This window comes from Shinella sp. GW821-FHT10F02 (assembly GCF_058809275.1).
This window is the reverse complement of record NZ_JBXASL010000003.1, coordinates 358014-374116: the sequence shown is the minus strand read 5'-3', so window position 1 is coordinate 374116 and position 16103 is coordinate 358014. Positions and strand designations below refer to the sequence as shown.

Annotated in this window: 12 protein-coding genes and 1 riboswitch; of the genes, 3 read left to right on the top strand and 9 right to left on the bottom strand. The window is 65.1% G+C overall.

From position 1 onward, the window contains the following. Positions 1–179 precede the first annotated feature (179 nt). A complete protein-coding gene (locus AC1RWL_RS11575) occupies positions 180–1241 on the bottom strand; it encodes a serine hydrolase domain-containing protein (protein ID WP_493094693.1) in 1062 nt (353 codons plus the stop codon). 167 nt (positions 1242–1408) lie between these two features. Between AC1RWL_RS11575 and AC1RWL_RS11570 the strand changes: the two genes are divergently transcribed. Further along, positions 1409–2194 (top strand): TSUP family transporter, encoded by a 786-nt coding sequence (locus tag AC1RWL_RS11570; RefSeq protein ID WP_439618955.1) that lies wholly within the window; start codon positions 1409–1411, stop codon positions 2192–2194. 4 nt (positions 2195–2198) lie between these two features. Here AC1RWL_RS11570 and cobO read toward each other — a convergent pair whose 3' ends face one another. The 8 genes from cobO to AC1RWL_RS11530 form a co-directional block, all read right to left on the bottom strand. Next, positions 2199–2840, bottom strand: coding sequence for a cob(I)yrinic acid a,c-diamide adenosyltransferase (cobO, locus tag AC1RWL_RS11565; protein ID WP_435267010.1), 642 nt, complete (start codon positions 2838–2840; stop codon positions 2199–2201). A gap of 26 nt (positions 2841–2866) precedes the next feature. Then, on the bottom strand, positions 2867–6817 hold the full coding sequence (gene cobN / locus AC1RWL_RS11560) for a cobaltochelatase subunit CobN (protein ID WP_493094694.1): 3951 nt from the start codon (positions 6815–6817) through the stop codon (positions 2867–2869). A gap of 264 nt (positions 6818–7081) precedes the next feature. Continuing rightward, entirely contained in the window at positions 7082–8131 is a 1050-nt protein-coding gene (gene cobW / locus AC1RWL_RS11555) for a cobalamin biosynthesis protein CobW (RefSeq protein ID WP_493094695.1), read from the bottom strand. Between the two features lie 4 nt (positions 8132–8135). Beyond that, complete coding sequence (gene cobU / locus AC1RWL_RS11550; protein ID WP_493094696.1) at positions 8136–8660, bottom strand: bifunctional adenosylcobinamide kinase/adenosylcobinamide-phosphate guanylyltransferase; 525 nt, start codon at positions 8658–8660, stop codon at positions 8136–8138. 1 nt (position 8661) lies between these two features. Then, the gene (locus tag AC1RWL_RS11545) at positions 8662–9450 is read right to left on the bottom strand and encodes a CbtA family protein (RefSeq protein ID WP_493094697.1); all 789 of its coding nucleotides are present in this window, start codon (positions 9448–9450) and stop codon (positions 8662–8664) included. 12 nt (positions 9451–9462) lie between these two features. Next, positions 9463–9639, bottom strand: a complete 177-nt coding sequence (locus tag AC1RWL_RS11540; RefSeq protein WP_256115483.1) for a CbtB domain-containing protein — start codon at positions 9637–9639, stop codon at positions 9463–9465. Between the two features lie 47 nt (positions 9640–9686). After that, a riboswitch (cobalamin riboswitch) is annotated at positions 9687–10056 on the bottom strand. Between the two features lie 71 nt (positions 10057–10127). After that, positions 10128–12098: a peptidoglycan-binding domain-containing protein gene (locus AC1RWL_RS11535; RefSeq protein WP_493094698.1), complete on the bottom strand. Its 1971-nt coding sequence runs from the start codon at positions 12096–12098 to the stop codon at positions 10128–10130. 141 nt (positions 12099–12239) lie between these two features. Continuing rightward, on the bottom strand, positions 12240–13703 hold the full coding sequence (locus tag AC1RWL_RS11530) for a cobyric acid synthase (protein ID WP_493094699.1): 1464 nt from the start codon (positions 13701–13703) through the stop codon (positions 12240–12242). 245 nt (positions 13704–13948) lie between these two features. Here AC1RWL_RS11530 and AC1RWL_RS11525 point away from each other — a divergent pair, with 245 nt between their 5' ends. Together AC1RWL_RS11525 and AC1RWL_RS11520 are read left to right on the top strand one after the other, a co-directional pair. After that, positions 13949–14092 (top strand): hypothetical protein, encoded by a 144-nt coding sequence (locus AC1RWL_RS11525; RefSeq protein WP_256115480.1) that lies wholly within the window; start codon positions 13949–13951, stop codon positions 14090–14092. Between the two features lie 776 nt (positions 14093–14868). Next, complete coding sequence (locus AC1RWL_RS11520) at positions 14869–15867, top strand: ABC transporter substrate-binding protein (protein WP_256115479.1); 999 nt, start codon at positions 14869–14871, stop codon at positions 15865–15867. The last annotated feature ends 236 nt before the right edge of the window (positions 15868–16103 follow it).

The window sequence follows — 16103 nt, the reverse complement described above, 5'->3', positions numbered from 1 at the left end:
CACGCGAAAGGGCCCGGCCATGCCGTCTCCGACAGTTCCGGATGAAGCCCCGTATTGGTCGGCCGCACCGGACACCGCTCGGCCCGCCAGGCGGGCACCGTCGCACCCTCCTTAGTACCGGAGGGCGCAAGGCCGGTCAAACCGGATTGCGCCAGCGACGATGCCGGATGCGGCATGCCTCAGATGGTTCGCAAGTTGGCGAGCACGATCTCCCGCCAGATGCGCGTCGGCGACACCCAGGCGTCCGGCGCGTTGTAATTGCCGGAGAAAATGACGCAGGCGAGATCCGCATCCGGCATCAGCCACAGCCGCTGGCCGCCATTGCCGAAGCCGGCCACCCAAGGCCGCACCTCGCCGAAGGCCGGCACGAATGCCGCGTCGGTGAACCAGAAGCGGCCATAACCGAGCCCGTCATCGGTCGAGACAGTCCGGGCACATGATTTCTCGATCCAGTCTCGCGAAACGATCTGCCGGCCGCCGGCAATACCATGGTCCAGCACCATCTGGCCGATCCGCAGCAGATCCCCCGGCCGCAGACGAAGGCCGGATGCGGGGGACGCAACGCCGTCCCGCCCGCTCATCCATTCGAAATCCAGGATGCCGAGCGGCGCAAACAGCGCGTCGCGGGCAAAATCCTCGATCCGGAGACCTGTCCAACGCTCGATAACCGCGCCCACCAGCGCCGTCGCGCCGCCCGAATAGACCCAGCGGGTGCCGGGCGCATGCAAAACCGGCTGCGCCAGCACGAAACGATAGCGGTCCGGCGCGTTTTCCATCGCGATCTCGCTGTTCAGCGGATCGGCATAGGAGCGGTACTCGTCCCATTCGAGCCCGAGCGTCATGGTCAATGCATGGTCGATCGTCAGGCCGGCGCGCGCCGGATCGGCTGCAAGGTCGGAATATTCCGGAAACTGCGCAAGAAGAGATGCCTCCGGCGGCGGAACGAGGCCGCGATCGAGCGCAATGCCGTAAAGCAGGCCGACGACGCTCTTCGTCACCGAACGCAGGTCATGCAGCGTCCCGGCATCGAAGGCAACGGTGCCGAGCGGCATGCCCCAGCTCTCATCCGGCGCCTCGCGATAATGCTCCAGCACCAGCTTGCCGCGGCGGCTGACCAGCACGGCATGCACATCGCGGATCAGGCCCGATTCGATGCCGGCCAGAAGTTTCCGCTCCAGCCCGGCGGAAAATCCGAGTTCTTCTGCCGCAGCGCTTTCCAACGCGCCCATCGATCCGTTCATATCCACCCTCTCTTTCGCCAAGCAGCAGTCTACGCACCCACCACCAGCATGTTTGATCCGCGTTGCGCGAAACGCACAAGAGGCCTGGCGACGGGAGGCTTTGCTTTTGCCGCGCAGTCTGACAGAAGACCAGCCACGTCTCTCCCTCGCGCCCACCGAGTCCCGTCTTGGCCGATATCGCCCCTCAGATCCTGTTCTTCCTGTTTCTTGCCGCCTTCCTCGCCGGCTTCATCGATTCCATTGCGGGCGGCGGCGGCATGATCACCATTCCCGCCATGCTGATCGCCGGCATTCCGCCGCTCGAATCGCTCGGCACGAACAAGCTGCAATCGCTGTTCGGCTCCGGCTCGGCGACGCTCGCCTATGCCCGCGCCGGCCATGTGCGGCTCAGCGAACAGTTGCCGATGGCGGCCCTTTCGGCGTTCGGCGCGGTCTTCGGTGCGCTGCTTGCCACGATCGTTCCCGGCGACGTGCTGAAGGCGGTGCTGCCCTTCCTGCTGGTGGCGATCGCCGTCTATTTCGGGCTGAAGCCGAATATCGGCGATGTCGACAAACACCGCCGCATGGGCGTCTTCCTGTTCACCGTCACCATCGTGCCGCTGATCGGCTTCTATGACGGCGTGTTCGGCCCGGGCACCGGCTCGTTCTTCATGCTGGCCTTCGTAACGCTCGCCGGCTTCGGCGTGCTGAAGGCGACCGCGCACACGAAACTCCTGAACTTCGGCTCGAATGTCGGTGCCTTCGTCGTCTTCCTGTTTTACGGCGTCGTGCTGTGGAAGGTCGGCCTCGTCATGGGTGCCGGCCAGTTCCTCGGCGCGCAGGTCGGCTCGCGCGTGGCGATGAAGGTCGGCGCGAAGGTCATCAAGCCCCTCCTCGTCGTTACCTCCGTGGCGCTCGCCATACGCCTCATGGCCGATCCAAGCCATCCGATCCGCGTCTGGCTCGGCTGGTAAGCGCTTAGTATTCCACGCCCTGCTGCGCCTTGATGCCCGAGCGGAAGGGGTGCTTCAGAAGCTCCATCTCGGTCGCAAGATCGGCGATCTCGATCAGCTCTTCCTTGGCGTTGCGGCCGGTCAGCACCACATGGGTCATATGCGGCTTTTCGGCCTGCAGGAACGCGATCACGTCCTTCACGTCGATATAGTCGTAGCGCAACGCGATGTTGATCTCGTCGAGCAGCACCATGGAGTTGCGCTCGTCGCGGATCAGCTCCTTCGCCTTCTCCCAGGCCTTTTCCGCCATCGCGATATCGCGGGCGCGGTCCTGCGTTTCCCAGGTAAAGCCTTCGCCGAGCGTGTAGAACTGGCAGATATCGGAGAAATGCGCCTCGATCAGGTCACGCTCGCCCGTCGCCCAGGCGCCCTTGATGAACTGCACGACGGCGCAGGGTTTCTTGTGCGCGATATGGCGGAAGATCATGCCGAAGCCGGCGGTCGACTTGCCCTTGCCCTTGCCGGTATGGACGATGACCAGGCCTTTCTCGTCCGTCTTCGTCGCCATGATCTTTTCGCGCGCGTGCTTCTTCTTCGCCATCTTCTCCGAGTGGCGGGCGAGTTCGGCTTCGCTCATGCCGGCGGTTTCGTCATGGTTCTCGGTCATAGCTCTTCCCTTTGCATCGATTGTCTTCACGAGGCCTTGCGCCGGCCCAGCCTGTCGAGATCATAGCGCGCCGAATTCGACCGCGGTGTCCAGAGCCGCCGGTCGATCGCCTCGGCAAAACGCGCCGCCATTTCGGCGAGCGCCGCCGGGTTCTTCTCCATCAGGAAATCGCGCACCCGCTCGTCGAGCACATAGGCCTGGTAGGCGGCCTCGAAATGATGGTCCTTCACGGCACCCGTCGTGGCAGCGAAGGCGAACATGAAATCGACCGTCGCGGCGATCTCGAAGGCACCCTTGTAGCCATGGCGCATGACGCCGTCGATCCATTTCGGATTGACCACGCGGGCGCGCACGACACGGCCGATCTCGTCTTCCAGCGTGCGCACCACCGGCTTTTCCGGCCGCGACAGGTCGTTGTGGTAGATCACGGGCTGCTTGCCGGAGAGATGCTCGGCGGCGGCGGCCATGCCGCCCTCGAACTGGTAATATTCGTCGCTGTCCAGCAGGTCGTGCTCGCGGCTGTCCTGGTTCTGCACGACGGCTTGCAGGCTCGTCATGCGCGCCTCCAGCCGCTCGCGCATCGGCACGCCGTCGCTTGTCCCGTCATAGGCATGCGCACCCCATTCGAGCCACGCCTCGGCAAGATCGCCCCGCTCGGTCCACAGGCCCTCGTCCATCATTGTCTGGAGCCCGGCGCCATAACCGCCGGATTTCGCGCCAAAAATGCGGAAACCCGCCTGCTTCATCGCCTCGGCCTCCGACGCACCCTTCGCCGCAAGGGCAGCCGCCTCGGTGCGCATGCGCGCGGCAATCGGATTGTCCGCATCGTCTTCGTCGAGCGCACCCACGGCCCGCACGGCCCGGTCGAACAACGCGATCTGCTCCGGGAAAGCATCGCGGAAGAAGCCAGAAATGCGCAGCGTCACATCGACGCGCGGATGACGCAGCATGGCAGGCGGGATGATCTCAAAGCCGGTGACGCGGCGCGAGGCCATGTCCCAGGTCGGCTTCACGCCGATCAGCGCCATGGCCTGCGCGATATCGTCGCCGCCGGTGCGCATGTTGGAGGTGCCCCAGGCGGTGATGCCGAAGGCCGTCGGCCATTCGCCATGGTCCTGCGCATAGCGGGTGACCAGCAGTTCTGCGGACTTTTTGCCGAGCTCCCAGGCCGCCGGCGTCGGCACGGCGCGGCTGTCGACCGAGTAGAAATTGCGCCCCGTCGGCAACACATCCGGCCGCCCGCGCGTCGGCGCGCCGGAAGGGCCGGGCTCGATGAAGCGGCCGTCGAGACCCCGCATCAGCGCCGTGATCTCCGCCGCGCCGCAGGCGGCGATGGCCGGGCCGATGGTGCTTTCGATCGTGTCGAGCACGGCGCGGGTGGCGTACCAATTTTCCGGGCAGGCCAGCGTGCCGTCCACGAGCTTCGCGGCGAGCAGCTCGATGCGCTCCACGGTGTCGCCCTTGCTGCGCCATGGAGCGTCGGATTGGGCTTCGAGGATTTGCGGGCGCGGGCCGGTCCACGGGTCGGAGGGGATGCAGTCGAGCGGGTCAAAGGCGTGCCGTGGGATACCCCCCTCTGCCCTGCCGGGCATCTCCCCCTCAAGGGGGGAGATCGATGGAGGAGGGGTCTCCTTCCCATCCGACGTAGGGGGGGCGGCAGATGCAGCCGGTGCTGAAGAAACAGGGCGTGGCTTCCAGCCGATCTCCCCCCTTGAGGGGGAGATGCCCGGCAGGGCAGAGGGGGGTATCGCAAATGCATCCGCCGCGATCGCCCGTTGCAGGCTCGCCTCGCCGCCTTCGCCCAGGCTACGCGGCACACGGGCGAGCGCCACCGTCAGGTCGGTGAGGAGCCGCCCCTCCGGCGAGACGCCGAAGACGTGCAGGCCGTCGCGGATCTGCATTTCCTTGAGGTCGCAGAGATAGGCGTCGAGTTTTTGCAGCGCCGCCTCTTCGCCGTCCGAGCGGGCGATGCCGGCGTCGCGGTCGAGGCCGATGTCGCGGACGAGGTCGAGGATCTGCTTGGTCAGCAGCTTGATGCGCCGCGGATCGCCCCCCGATGCCTCGTAATATTCGTCGACCAGCGCTTCGAGATCCTTCAGCGGGCCGTAGGTCTCGGCGCGGGTCAGCGGCGGCGTCAGGTGGTCGATGATGACGGCGGCGGAGCGGCGCTTGGCCTGCGTGCCCTCGCCCGGATCGTTGACGATGAAGGGATAGAGATGCGGCACGGGGCCGAGCACCGCTTCCGGATAGCAGCCTTCCGACAGCGCCAGCGCCTTGCCCGGCAGCCATTCGAGATTGCCATGTTTGCCCATGTGCACGATGGCATGTGCGCCATAGTGCTGGCGCAGGAACGCATAGAAGGCCAGATAGCCATGCGGCGGCACGAGATCCGGCGAATGATACGTGTCCTTCGGATCGATATTGTAGCCCCGCGCCGGCTGGATGCCGACAAGCGTCTCGCCGAAGCGGGCGAGCGGCAGGGCGAAGACGTCGCCGGTGACGAAGGGATCGTCTTCCGGCAGACCCCAGCGATCGGTCATCTCGGCTTGAATCTGCGCGGGAAGCGAGGCGAAGAACGCCTTGTATTGATTCAATGAAAGCGTTTCGCGGATTTCCCGGCCGTCGCTTGCCGCATTGGTCGGCCCGGCCATCAGGTGGGCGATCAGCGCGTCGCCATCGGTCGGCAGCTCGGCGATCGCATAACCCTCCGCCGCCATGGCGCGCAGCACTTCCATCGTGCCGGCGGGCGTATCGAGCCCGACGCCGTTGCCGAGGCGGCCGTCACGGTTCGGATAGTTGGCCATGACGATGGCGATGCGCCGCTCGGCCGGTTTCGCACGTCTCAGTCGCGCCCAGCCGGCGGCAAGCCGCGCAACGAAACGGATGCGATCCTCTACCGGATCAAGACTGACAATATTCGTTTCGACACGCTCGTCATACTGCGCTGCCGCCTTGAAGGAGACGGCGCGGCTGAGCACGCGGCCATCCACCTCCGGCAGCGAGACGTTCATGCCGAGATCCCGCGCCGTCAGCCCCTGCCCCGACGCCTCCCAGGCCGCCCGCGACGACCCGGAGAAAATGGCTTGCAGCACCGGCGCGCCGGTCTCGTCGAGCACCGTCGGCTTGCGCCCGGCGCCCGGCGCGGAGACGGCGAAGCTCGTGGCGTTCAGCACGACATCCGGCCGGATTTCGGCGAAGGCCGTGCGCACCGTCTCGATGGAGGCCGGCTCCTTGAGGCTGGAGACGAAGAGCGGCAAGGCGCGCACGCCCTCGGCCGCAAGCGCCTCGATCAGCATTTCGACGGGGCGTGTCTCGCCGCTCTGGACGTAGGCGCGGTAGAAGCTGATGGCGGCGGTCGAGGGTTCGAGTCCCTCCTCCGCTACCACCTTTCGGCCTGCCTCCTCACGCCATGTCTCGATATCAACGACACCCCGCCCCGGCCACCAGATACCGGCCTTTTCCAGCGGCGTCGCGACGTCCGGCTTCTCACCACCGAAGACCAGGGCATCGGCATAGGCGAGGAAGCGCTCGGCATTGTCCGCCCCGCCCTCATTCAGATAGGCCCAGAGATGTTGTCGGTCCGCGTCATCCACGCGGTTGAACGGCACGATGCCCTCGTCCGGCCGGTCGTCGCCAGGCAACGCAACGAGCTTGATGCCGTTGGCCACCGCCGTCGCCAGCAGGGCTTCGAGCACATAGCGAAAATAGCTGGCGCCGCCGAGGGCACGGATGACAATGAGCTTGGCGTGGCGTGCGGTGCGCTCGATATAGGTATCGACCGACATCGGATGCGAAAGCGTCGCAAGGCTCGCGAGGCGCAGCTGCGTTTGCGTATCCCGCCCGCGATGGGCGGCGGCGATGGCGGCGAGTTCGGTGTCGGCGGCGGAGAGGAAGAGGATGTCGCCCGGCGTCTGGCCGAGATCGATCGCCTCCTTGCCGTCGGCGATGGTTCCCTTCTGGGCTAGCAGGAGGTGCATGCGGCGCCTCCCGATTGCCGGCGTGCCGTGCCGATGGATCCTCGGGTCAAGCCCGAGGATGACGGAGGGTGTGGAGACGACATGCCCGAATGGAGACGTCTCTTCCGCAAGCACAGGGAACCATCCCTTGGAAGACGAGCCCCACGATTGGCCGAAACCCTCCCCTCCCCACCGTCATCCTCGGGCTTGACCCGAGGATCCACCGGCACGGCAAACCGCGCCCGAAGCGCCGAAGAGAGGGACTGCCGCATCGTCATGCCGAAATCACACCGCCGCGGCGATGGCGGCGCGCACGGCCTGTTCGTCCATGTCGTGCAGGCCGATGACCACGAAGCGGGTGCCGCGGTTTTCGCCCGGCGTCCAGGCGCGTTCGAAATAGCTGTCGATGCGGCTGCCGACGGCCTGGACGAGCAGGCGCAGCGGCTTGCCGGGCACGTCTGCAAAACCCTTGAGGCGCAGCACGTCGTGTTCGGCGATCACGCCCTTGAGGCGCTCGATGAAGGCGGCCGGGTCGGCGATGGCACCGAGTTCCACGACAAAACTGTCGAACTCGTCGTGGTCATGCTCCTCGCCGTTCTCGTGCTCCAGCTCGTGGTGCGACTTGCGGTTGGCGATGTCGTCTTCCGTGCCGACGCCGAGGCCGAGCAGCACGGCGGCGGCGACTTCGCCGTTCTTCGCCTCGATCATCGTCGGCTTGCGGACGGTGCGCGAGGCGACCTCGTCGCGCACGATCTTGAGGCCCGCGGCGTCGATCAGGTCCGTCTTGTTGAGAATGATAAGGTCGGCAGCCGTGAGCTGGTCCTCGAACAGTTCTTCCAGCGGGCTCTCGTGGTCGAGATTGTCGTCCTCGACGCGCAGAGCATCCACCTTGTCATGATCGTCGGCAAAGCGGCCGGCGGCGACGGCGGCGCTGTCCACCACGGTGATGACCCCGTCGACCGTCACCTGCGTCTTGATTTCCGGCCAGTTGAAGGCCGCGACAAGCGGCTGCGGCAAAGCGAGGCCGGAGGTCTCGATGACGATGTGGTCCGGGCGGTTTTCGCGCTCCAGCAGCTTCGACATGGTCGGGATGAAATCGTCCGCGACGGTGCAGCAGATGCAGCCATTGGTGAGCTCGATGATGTCGTCCTCGCTACAGGCTTCCGCACCGCAGCCCTTCAGCACGTCGCCATCGACGCCGAGATCGCCGAACTCGTTGATGATGAGCGCGATGCGCTTGCCGCCGGCATTCTGGAGCAGGTTGCGGATCAGCGTCGTCTTGCCCGCGCCGAGGAAGCCGGTGATGACGGTGGCGGGGATTTTCTGTTGCAGCATAGGCTCAACCCTTCATTTTCAGCGGCAGTCCGGCCGCGACGAAATAGACTTCTGGCACGAGGGCGGCGATCTGCTGATGCAGCCGCCCGGCATGGTCGCGGAATTCGCGCGCCATGCGGTTTTCCGGCACGATGCCGAGGCCGACCTCGTTGGAGACGAAGACCAGCCGGCCCGGCGCGCCCTCGATCGCATCCGCGAGGCCGGCAAATTCCGCGGCCATGTCGCGCTCCTCCAGCATCAGGTTGGTGACCCAGAGCGTCAGGCAATCGACGAGCACCGCCCGATCCTCGCGCGCGACATCTTTTATGCGCGCGGCGAGCGCAAGCGGCTCTTCATGGGTTTCCCATCCCTCGCCGCGATCCTCGCGGTGTTTGGCGATGCGCTGGCGCATCTCGTCGTCCCACGCTCGGCCGGTGGCAATGTAATGACGCGAAAGGCCGGTCTCGGCGACCAGCCTTTCGGCAAAAGCGGATTTTCCGGAACGCGCACCGCCCAGAACCAGGACGGCTCCGGGCGATGTCTGTGCCATATCAGGCGGCCTTGGCGATCTTCTCGTTGGCAAAACCCAGCGAGAGGCCGAGCACGATCCAGAAGAACAGCGTCGTGGCCAGCGCCGCGACGGCGAACTCCGCGCCGAGAACGGCCGGAACATTGCTGGAAATGTCGCCCGGCTGCGGCGCGCCGTAGACCTGCGGCGCCGCAATCAGCACGATGCCGGCAATCTTGGCGACGATGCCGTCCTTGAGGAAGAGCAGGTAGAGCCCTGCGGCCGAAAGCACGATGGTCGCGACCCACCAGACCTGACGATCGCCGAGATCGGCGGCCGGGAAGCCCGGAAGCTCAGGCGGCAGGCCGATGGCCGGCAGCATGTGCACGGCAAGCCAGCCGGCAGCACCCCACAGCGCGCCGTTCGCCACCGTGATCGGATGGCCGGAAACGAGGCTGAAGCCGGCGAGCAGCAGGGCAAAGCCCGAGCCGGTCACCAGGTTTGCGAGCAGCGTGCCGGAGAACCGGCTCATGCCGAACATGATGCCGCCCTCCTCGTGCTCTTCGCCCTCATGGGCGTAGGCAACGGAGATCGGCGAGAAGGACGAAGCCACATCCAGAAGGACGGCGCCGAGCGACGAATGCTCCTGCGTTTGCGTGGCGCCATCGGTGGAGGGCGTGGTGCCTTCGGTGGCCGGCGCGGTTTCGCCGCCGCCCTCGAATTCCTCCGCATGGAGAATGAGCGGCACGACTCGCGCCTCCTGGGCGGCTGTCATCAGCACGCCGGAGAACAGCCCGGCCACCAAGGCGGCCAGGAGATAACGAACGATCATGTCAAAAACTCCTTAGTGGCAGGGAAAGCCGTAGGAGTGACGGGTGTCGTGCGCCGTGTCGTGCAGCACGGCCGAATTCGCGAGGCCCGCGCCGAACACCAGGAAGGCGCCGATCAGAAGCGCGAAAACGCCGGCAACAAGGCGGTCGTTTGCGGAAAGGGTAACAGAAGACGTTGAAGAAACAGCCATGACAACCTCCGTGCAGGCGTTGGGGAAGCCCCTCCCCAGGTCGGGCGAAATGCCCTCATCGGCTGGCAGGTCTCCTGGCTCGCGGCGTCCGGCGTTTTTCAACGCCTGCGGAACATTCTCACCTTCCCGGGTAGACGCATCGCAAAAGGGTGGACGATTCGTAGACTAAGAGGCGTCCGGCCCCGGCTTATCGCAATGCCACCCAGTGGCTTTTCCGGCTGGTTTTCCCAGGCACGGCCTGAAGCACCATTGCTTCGTCCCGCACACAGATCCTGCCCTCCGGATGAACGTCCCTCGCCACTCTACAGTCGCGGGGTCGGCCGTGATTGCAGCGCCCTATTTGGGTCCGCCGCGTCACATTCCCATTTACTCCCCGATCCGTTTCCGGATCCGGGAACCATCCAATAATCCGGATGATTATGCTTCCGCATCGCGCAAGTCAATCGATCGGCAGCGCCATCGCCTGTGCTGAAACCGCCGTTGGCATCTCAATAGCCCGGAATGATCACCAGACCGCCGCCATCGTTGTAGTAGCTGTCGCCGCGGTACTCGCGCTCTTCGTAGTATCCGTCGACCGGGCCTTCGAGCACGTCGTAGTCCTGCTGGTAGCGGCGCTGGCGGTTCTGCCGGGCCTCGGCATATTGCGCAGCCTGGCGCAGCGCGCGGTATTGCGGACGCGACAGGTAGCCATCGGCGCGATAGCCGGAGGAACCCTGCCAGGCGGCGATCGCCGAGCGGGTGCGCGGACCGAAGACGCCGTCGACGCCGTAGGTATTGTAGCCGAGCGCGCTCAGGAAACGCTGGGCCTGCACGCGAAGCGACCGATCCATGTAGGCCTCGCGGGCATCGACGATCGGCCGCTCCTCGACGGCCTGGCGCTCGGTGTCGATGATGGCCGTCTCGGTTTCCTGCTTCGGCGTCACCGCCTCCTCGCGCTTGGTATCGGCCAGCGCTGCGAGCCGTTCGCGGGCATCCCCGACGAAACGACCATTCGGATATTCGTCGAGATAAGCCTGGAAGGATTCCTGCGTGCCGCCGAGCACGGCCTTCTCGAAGGTCTCTTCCTCGCGCTTCTTCGCGTCGTCTGCCCGCTCGATGGCGAGGCCGCGGTCCTTGCGCTCGGCATCCTGCGTCTCGGTTTCGCGGGTGGCGGTCGCTGCTTCGCCGGTGTCGGCCCCGTCGGTTTCGGCATTGTCGGTGTCCGCCTGCTTTGCGGCTTGCGCAGCCTCTTCGGCGCGTTTTTCAGCTTCTTCGGCAAAGCGGGCGGCTTCCGCTGCCTTGGCTTCGGCATCCGCCGCAGCGCGTGCTGCTTCGGCCTTCAGTTTCTCCACTTCGGCCGCCTTCTCTTCCGCGAGCTTGCGCGCGGCAGCGGCCTCTTCCTGGATGCGCGCCTTTTCTTCGGCGGCGGCCTTCTCGGTTTCGATGCGCTTGGCCTCGGCCTCGCGACGGGCGGCGGCTTCTTCTTCGGCCCGCGCCTTCTGCTCGGCCGCGGCCTCTTCGGCCTTCTGGCGTTCGGCTTCGGCCTTCAGGCGCGCCGTTTCTTCCGCCTTCGCCTTGTCCGCAGCCGCCTGGGCCTCTGCCTTGAGGCGCTCGGCCTCGGCGGCCTGTTCATCGGCCAGCTTGCGTGCAGCCGCTTCCTTCTGTTCCGCTTCCGCCTTCAGGCGGGCGTCCTCTTCGGTGCGGGCTTTTTCCGCGGCCGCGGCTTCCGCCTTTGCCTTCTCCTCGGCGGCGGCCTTTTCCGCGGCCAGCGCACGGGCGGCGGTTTCTTCTTCCGCCTTCTTCGCCTCGGCTTCCGCCTTCAGGCGGGCTTCTTCCGCAGCCTTGGCCTTCTCCGCCTCGGCAGCCTTCTGCGCTTCCTCTTCAGCCTTCTTGGCTTCGGCTTCGGCCTTCAGGCGTGCCGTTTCGGCCTCCGCCTTGGCTTTCTCGGCCTCGGCGGCCTTCTGTGCCTCTTCTTCAGCCTTCTTCGTCTCGGCCTCCGCCTTCAGGCGCGCCGCTTCCGCATCGGCCTTGGCCTTCTCGGCTTCCGCGGTTTTCCGGGCTTCTTCCTCGGCCTTGGCCTTTTCCGCAGCCGCCTGCTCTTCCGCCTTGGCCTTTTCGGCAGCGGCCGCCTGTTCCGCCTTGGCCTTGGCGTCCGCCTCGGCCTGCTCGGTGGAGGTGCCGCTCGCCTGCTTCACCTTGGCGGCGGCCTGCAATTCGGCGATGCGCAGGCGCGCCATCGAGGCGAAGGTGCCGTTCGGATATTGTTTCAGATAGGTTTCGTACTGCGTGAGGTCGCTGCCGGCAGAAACCTTTTGCCAGAGCGAAAATTCCTCTTCCCAGCGTTTTCCGGCACTTCCGGCTTCCTTGCCGGTTGTGGCCTGGGCGAAGGCGATTGCCGGCTGGCCTGCGAGCGTCAGCCCGACGAGGCTTGCAAGGCCGATCCTCACCAGAACGGATCGTGCGAGAGGTCCAGAACCCATAGTCGTCTCACCCTTTCGAAGGCGCTGCGCCCGGCAACCGGGCGGATTTCCATCTGTCCTCGCACCGAATTCTGGCGCAACTTTGGTGCGGCAGGCCGGTCGTCACAGGAACCCGATGGCTGAACGTTTCAGGGGCGCGATTTAATCAGCGCTGCCTAAAAGGCGGTCGAGCCAGGCCGGGTCGAGAACGGCCTCCAGCTCCGCCGCCACACCATCCAGCGCCACGTCGACGCCTGCCCGATAATCGAAGCCGCCACCCTCGATGCCGAAGTCGGCGAGCAGCCGCGCCCGGTAGGCGTCGCTCGAAAGCAGGCCGTGCAGATAGGTGCCCATCACCCGGCCATCCGGCGAGACCGCGCCGTCCGCCCGCCCGTCGATGCTGACGGCGGGCTTGAGCACATCCGGCCCGGTGGTGCGGCCGAGATGGATTTCGTAGCCCTCCAGCGGCACGTCATATTGCAGCGAGCGGGCCGTGCTGTTGCGCACGGTCTTTTCCGGCGCCATTTCCGTTTCGACCGCCAGCAGCCCGAGGCCTTCGACCTCGCGCTCGCTGCCCTCGATGCCGAGCGGATCGGTAACGCTCTGGCCCAGCATCTGGTAACCGCCGCAAATGCCGATAACGCGGCCGCCGCGGCGCATATGCATCGCGAGGTCCCTGTCCCAGCCGGCCGCGCGAAAATCGCCGAGGTCGGAAATGGTGGATTTCGAGCCGGGCAGCACGACCAGCCCGGCATCGGCCGGAAAACGCTCGCCCGGCCGCACGAACACGAGGTCGACCTGGGGCTCGGCCTTCAGCGGGTCTAGATCGTCGAAATTGGCAATGCGCGGCAGCACCGGCACAGCCACTTTCAAGGCCCCGCCACCGCCCTTGGCCAAGCGTTCCAGCACGACCGAATCCTCGGCCGGCAGGCGCGCGGCGTCCTTCAGCCACGGCACGACGCCGAAACAGCGCCAGCCGGTGAAGCGGCCGATCTCGGCGATCCCGTCGTCGAACAGCGTCACGTCCCCGCGGAACTTGTTGATGAGATAGCCGGTCACCATGCGCCGGTCCTCCTCCGGCAATATGGCATGCGTGCCGACCAGCGAGGCGATCACGCCGCCGCGGTCGATGTCGCCGACGAGCACGACGGGCACATTGGCGCGCGTCGCAAAGCCCATATTGGCGATGTCGCCGGCCCTGAGGTTGATTTCCGCCGGCGAGCCCGCGCCTTCGACGACGACGAGATCGGCACCGTCCGAAACGATCCCGAAACTTTCCAGCACCGCATCCATCAGCTTGGGTTTGAGCGCCTGGTAGTCCCGCCCCTTCGCCTGCCCGAACACTTTTCCCTGCACGATGATCTGGCTGCCGACGTCGGATTGCGGCTTCAGCAGCACCGGGTTCATATGCACAGAGGACGGTACGCGGGCGGCGAGCGATTGCAGCCATTGTGCGCGGCCGATCTCGCCGCCATCGGCGGAAACGGCGGCGTTGTTCGACATGTTCTGCGGCTTGAACGGGCGCACCTTGAGCCCGCGGTTTGCGGCGATGCGGCAGAGCCCCGCCACCAATACCGTTTTTCCGACATCGGAGCCGGTTCCCTGCAGCATGATCGTTCTTGTCATGCCTTCCCCCTAGCATTCCGCCCCGTCGCCGAAAAGCCCTGATTTACCGCAATTCTGCCCCAATTCCGGGGCGGCAGGAGATGCATTTCCGCAACAGAAAGTCATGCAATTGGAGCATGGCAGATCTGCTGTTCATTCTGCGACATTTTGCGCCGTGAACGATCGTGACTTTCGCCCCGGACATGCCTATATCAACGTCATCACACAGCCGAGGCGAGTGGCTTCGGGTTTCAAGGACAAAGACCATGCTGTTCATCTTCAGCAAGCCGAATTTCGTACAGATCGCCTGGAACGGCGAAGCCCCCCAGAGCCAGTCCCGCGTGCGCAACGTCGTCATGGACGCCCCGCTCGGTCCGCTTGGCTTCATCCGCACGCGCTCCGTCGGCTGATTGTTTCGAGCGCGACGTCAGGTCCGCTCGCATGGAACGTCGCCTCTCTCCGGGAGGCGGCGTTTTTTTATGGATTTTTGTTTTCTGAAGGTGCGCCGGAACGGCGAAAGCCGTGCATCCCGTTAAGTGATGCACGGCTTGCCAGATACGCATGGCGGCTTCCGACAAAAACGCATCGGAGCCCAAGGCACTCCGGTACGCTAGACCTTTCCGGAGCGGACGGCGGTGTCCCCCGCCATGTCCAAAGCAATAGCGGCACATCCTTACCGGACCGTTATCGGGAGCTTAAGCAAAGATGAATCGCGATTTTTTTTGAAAAATCGCGAAATATTTTTCGCGAGCGCAAAGCGGCGCATACGGAACAGGATATGTCCGCATTCAACGACCATCCTGCGCTGCCAGTCTATCGGCCCCGCGGACATTTGCCCCGATGCGAGCAAACGCCCATTTTTTCCACCGTATGGTTGCCGGTTTTTCAGCATCTTGCCCTCCCGCCTGGCCGCAACTGACAGAGGAAGGGCGCGCAGGAGGTTGATTTCTCAATGAGAACCCGTAGGCTACCCCTGTGACGTACGAGAAGACGACGCCGGTGACAGGGTTCCGCCGGCGGACCAGAAAAAAGCTCGGCGTCGTTGCAGCAGGGGGATTTGGCTCGCCTCACCTGGCATCGAACCTCCATGGCTGCCGTAAAACTTTCGGGCAGACGGGACAACGCAGTAGCCTGCGCTGCCTTCCGGGTTGATCGCTGCATCCAAGACTGGGAGGTCTTAAAACTCATGAAGAAGCTCCTTGCTTCCACTATCCTCGCTGCCGGCCTCTATGGCTTTGCCGGTGCCGCCCAGGCGGCCGACTGCGGTGAAGTCTCGATAGCCGAAATGAACTGGGCGTCTGCCGGCGTTGCCGCGCATGTCGACAAGCTCATTCTCGAAAACGGCTACGGCTGCACGGTCACGCTGGTGACCGGCGACACCATGCCGACCTTCACCTCGATGAACGAAAAGGGCGAGCCGGACGTCGCACCCGAAATGTGGGTGAACGCTGTGCGCACACCGCTCGACGCGGCCATCGCCGAAGGCCGGCTGATCCAGCTCGCTCCCCTTCTCTCGGAAGGCGGCGTGGAAGGCTGGTGGATTCCGAAATTCTTTGCCGACGCCCATCCGGACATCAAGACCGTTCAGGACGCGCTGAAGCATCCCGACCTCTTCCCGGCGCCGGAAGACGCCTCGAAGGGCGCCGTGCACAATTGCCCGTCGGGCTGGAACTGCCAGGTCTCGACCGCCAACCTCTACAAGGCGCTGAACGCCGATGCCGACGGCTTCGAGCTGGTCGACACGGGCTCGGCGGCCGGCCTCGACGGCTCGATCGCCAACGCCTTCGAAAAGCAGACCGGCTGGCTCGGCTACTACTGGGCGCCGACCGCCATTCTCGGCAAGTACGAGATGACGCGCCTGTCCTTCGGCGTCGAGCACAACAAGGCCGACTGGGACGCCTGCACGGCGGTTCCGGACTGCGCCGATCCGAAGGTAAACTCCTACCCGACCTCGGACGTCTTCACCGTCGTGACCAAGTCCTTCTCCGAGAAGGCCGGCGTCGCCATGGACTACATGAAGACCCGCCAGTGGGACAACGGCACCGTCGGCAAGGTTCTCGCCTGGATGACCGACAACCAGGGCACGAACGAGGATGCTGCGAAGTACTTCCTCGAAAACTATCCGGACATGTGGACCAAGTGGGTCGCCCCGGACGTCGCAGAGAAGGTCAAGGCCGCCCTCTGACGCACTCTCGCCGGCAGCCTTCCCCGGCTGCCGGCCTTTCGCGACCTGAAAGAGGACGCTGGCTTTTTGCCTGACGCCCGCCCAAGAAACTGCAGAGGTCGCAAACAGCACAGTATCAAGCGGCAGTTCGTGCGAAGACGAACTGCAAGCCGGGAACCAGAACAAGAATATCCCTGTGCGCACCGTTCCGTTCGCAATTGCAAACTCGTTTCTTTGCGATGCGGGACAATAACTTC

Excerpts from the sequence above, each read along its gene's own strand:
- AC1RWL_RS11575 (WP_493094693.1), bottom strand. The coding sequence starts at position 1,241 with ATGAACGGATCGATGGGCGCGTTGGAAAGCGCTGCGGCAGAAGAACTC.
- cobO (WP_435267010.1), bottom strand. The coding sequence starts at position 2,840 with ATGACCGAGAACCATGACGAAACCGCCGGCATGAGCGAAGCCGAACTC.
- cobN (WP_493094694.1), bottom strand. The coding sequence starts at position 6,817 with ATGCACCTCCTGCTAGCCCAGAAGGGAACCATCGCCGACGGCAAGGAG.
- cobW (WP_493094695.1), bottom strand. The coding sequence starts at position 8,131 with ATGCTGCAACAGAAAATCCCCGCCACCGTCATCACCGGCTTCCTCGGC.
- cobU (WP_493094696.1), bottom strand. The coding sequence starts at position 8,660 with ATGGCACAGACATCGCCCGGAGCCGTCCTGGTTCTGGGCGGTGCGCGT.
- AC1RWL_RS11545 (WP_493094697.1), bottom strand. The coding sequence starts at position 9,450 with ATGATCGTTCGTTATCTCCTGGCCGCCTTGGTGGCCGGGCTGTTCTCC.
- AC1RWL_RS11540 (WP_256115483.1), bottom strand. The coding sequence starts at position 9,639 with ATGGCTGTTTCTTCAACGTCTTCTGTTACCCTTTCCGCAAACGACCGC.
- AC1RWL_RS11535 (WP_493094698.1), bottom strand. The coding sequence starts at position 12,098 with ATGGGTTCTGGACCTCTCGCACGATCCGTTCTGGTGAGGATCGGCCTT.
- AC1RWL_RS11530 (WP_493094699.1), bottom strand. The coding sequence starts at position 13,703 with ATGACAAGAACGATCATGCTGCAGGGAACCGGCTCCGATGTCGGAAAA.
- AC1RWL_RS11525 (WP_256115480.1), top strand. The coding sequence starts at position 13,949 with ATGCTGTTCATCTTCAGCAAGCCGAATTTCGTACAGATCGCCTGGAAC.
- AC1RWL_RS11520 (WP_256115479.1), top strand. The coding sequence starts at position 14,869 with ATGAAGAAGCTCCTTGCTTCCACTATCCTCGCTGCCGGCCTCTATGGC.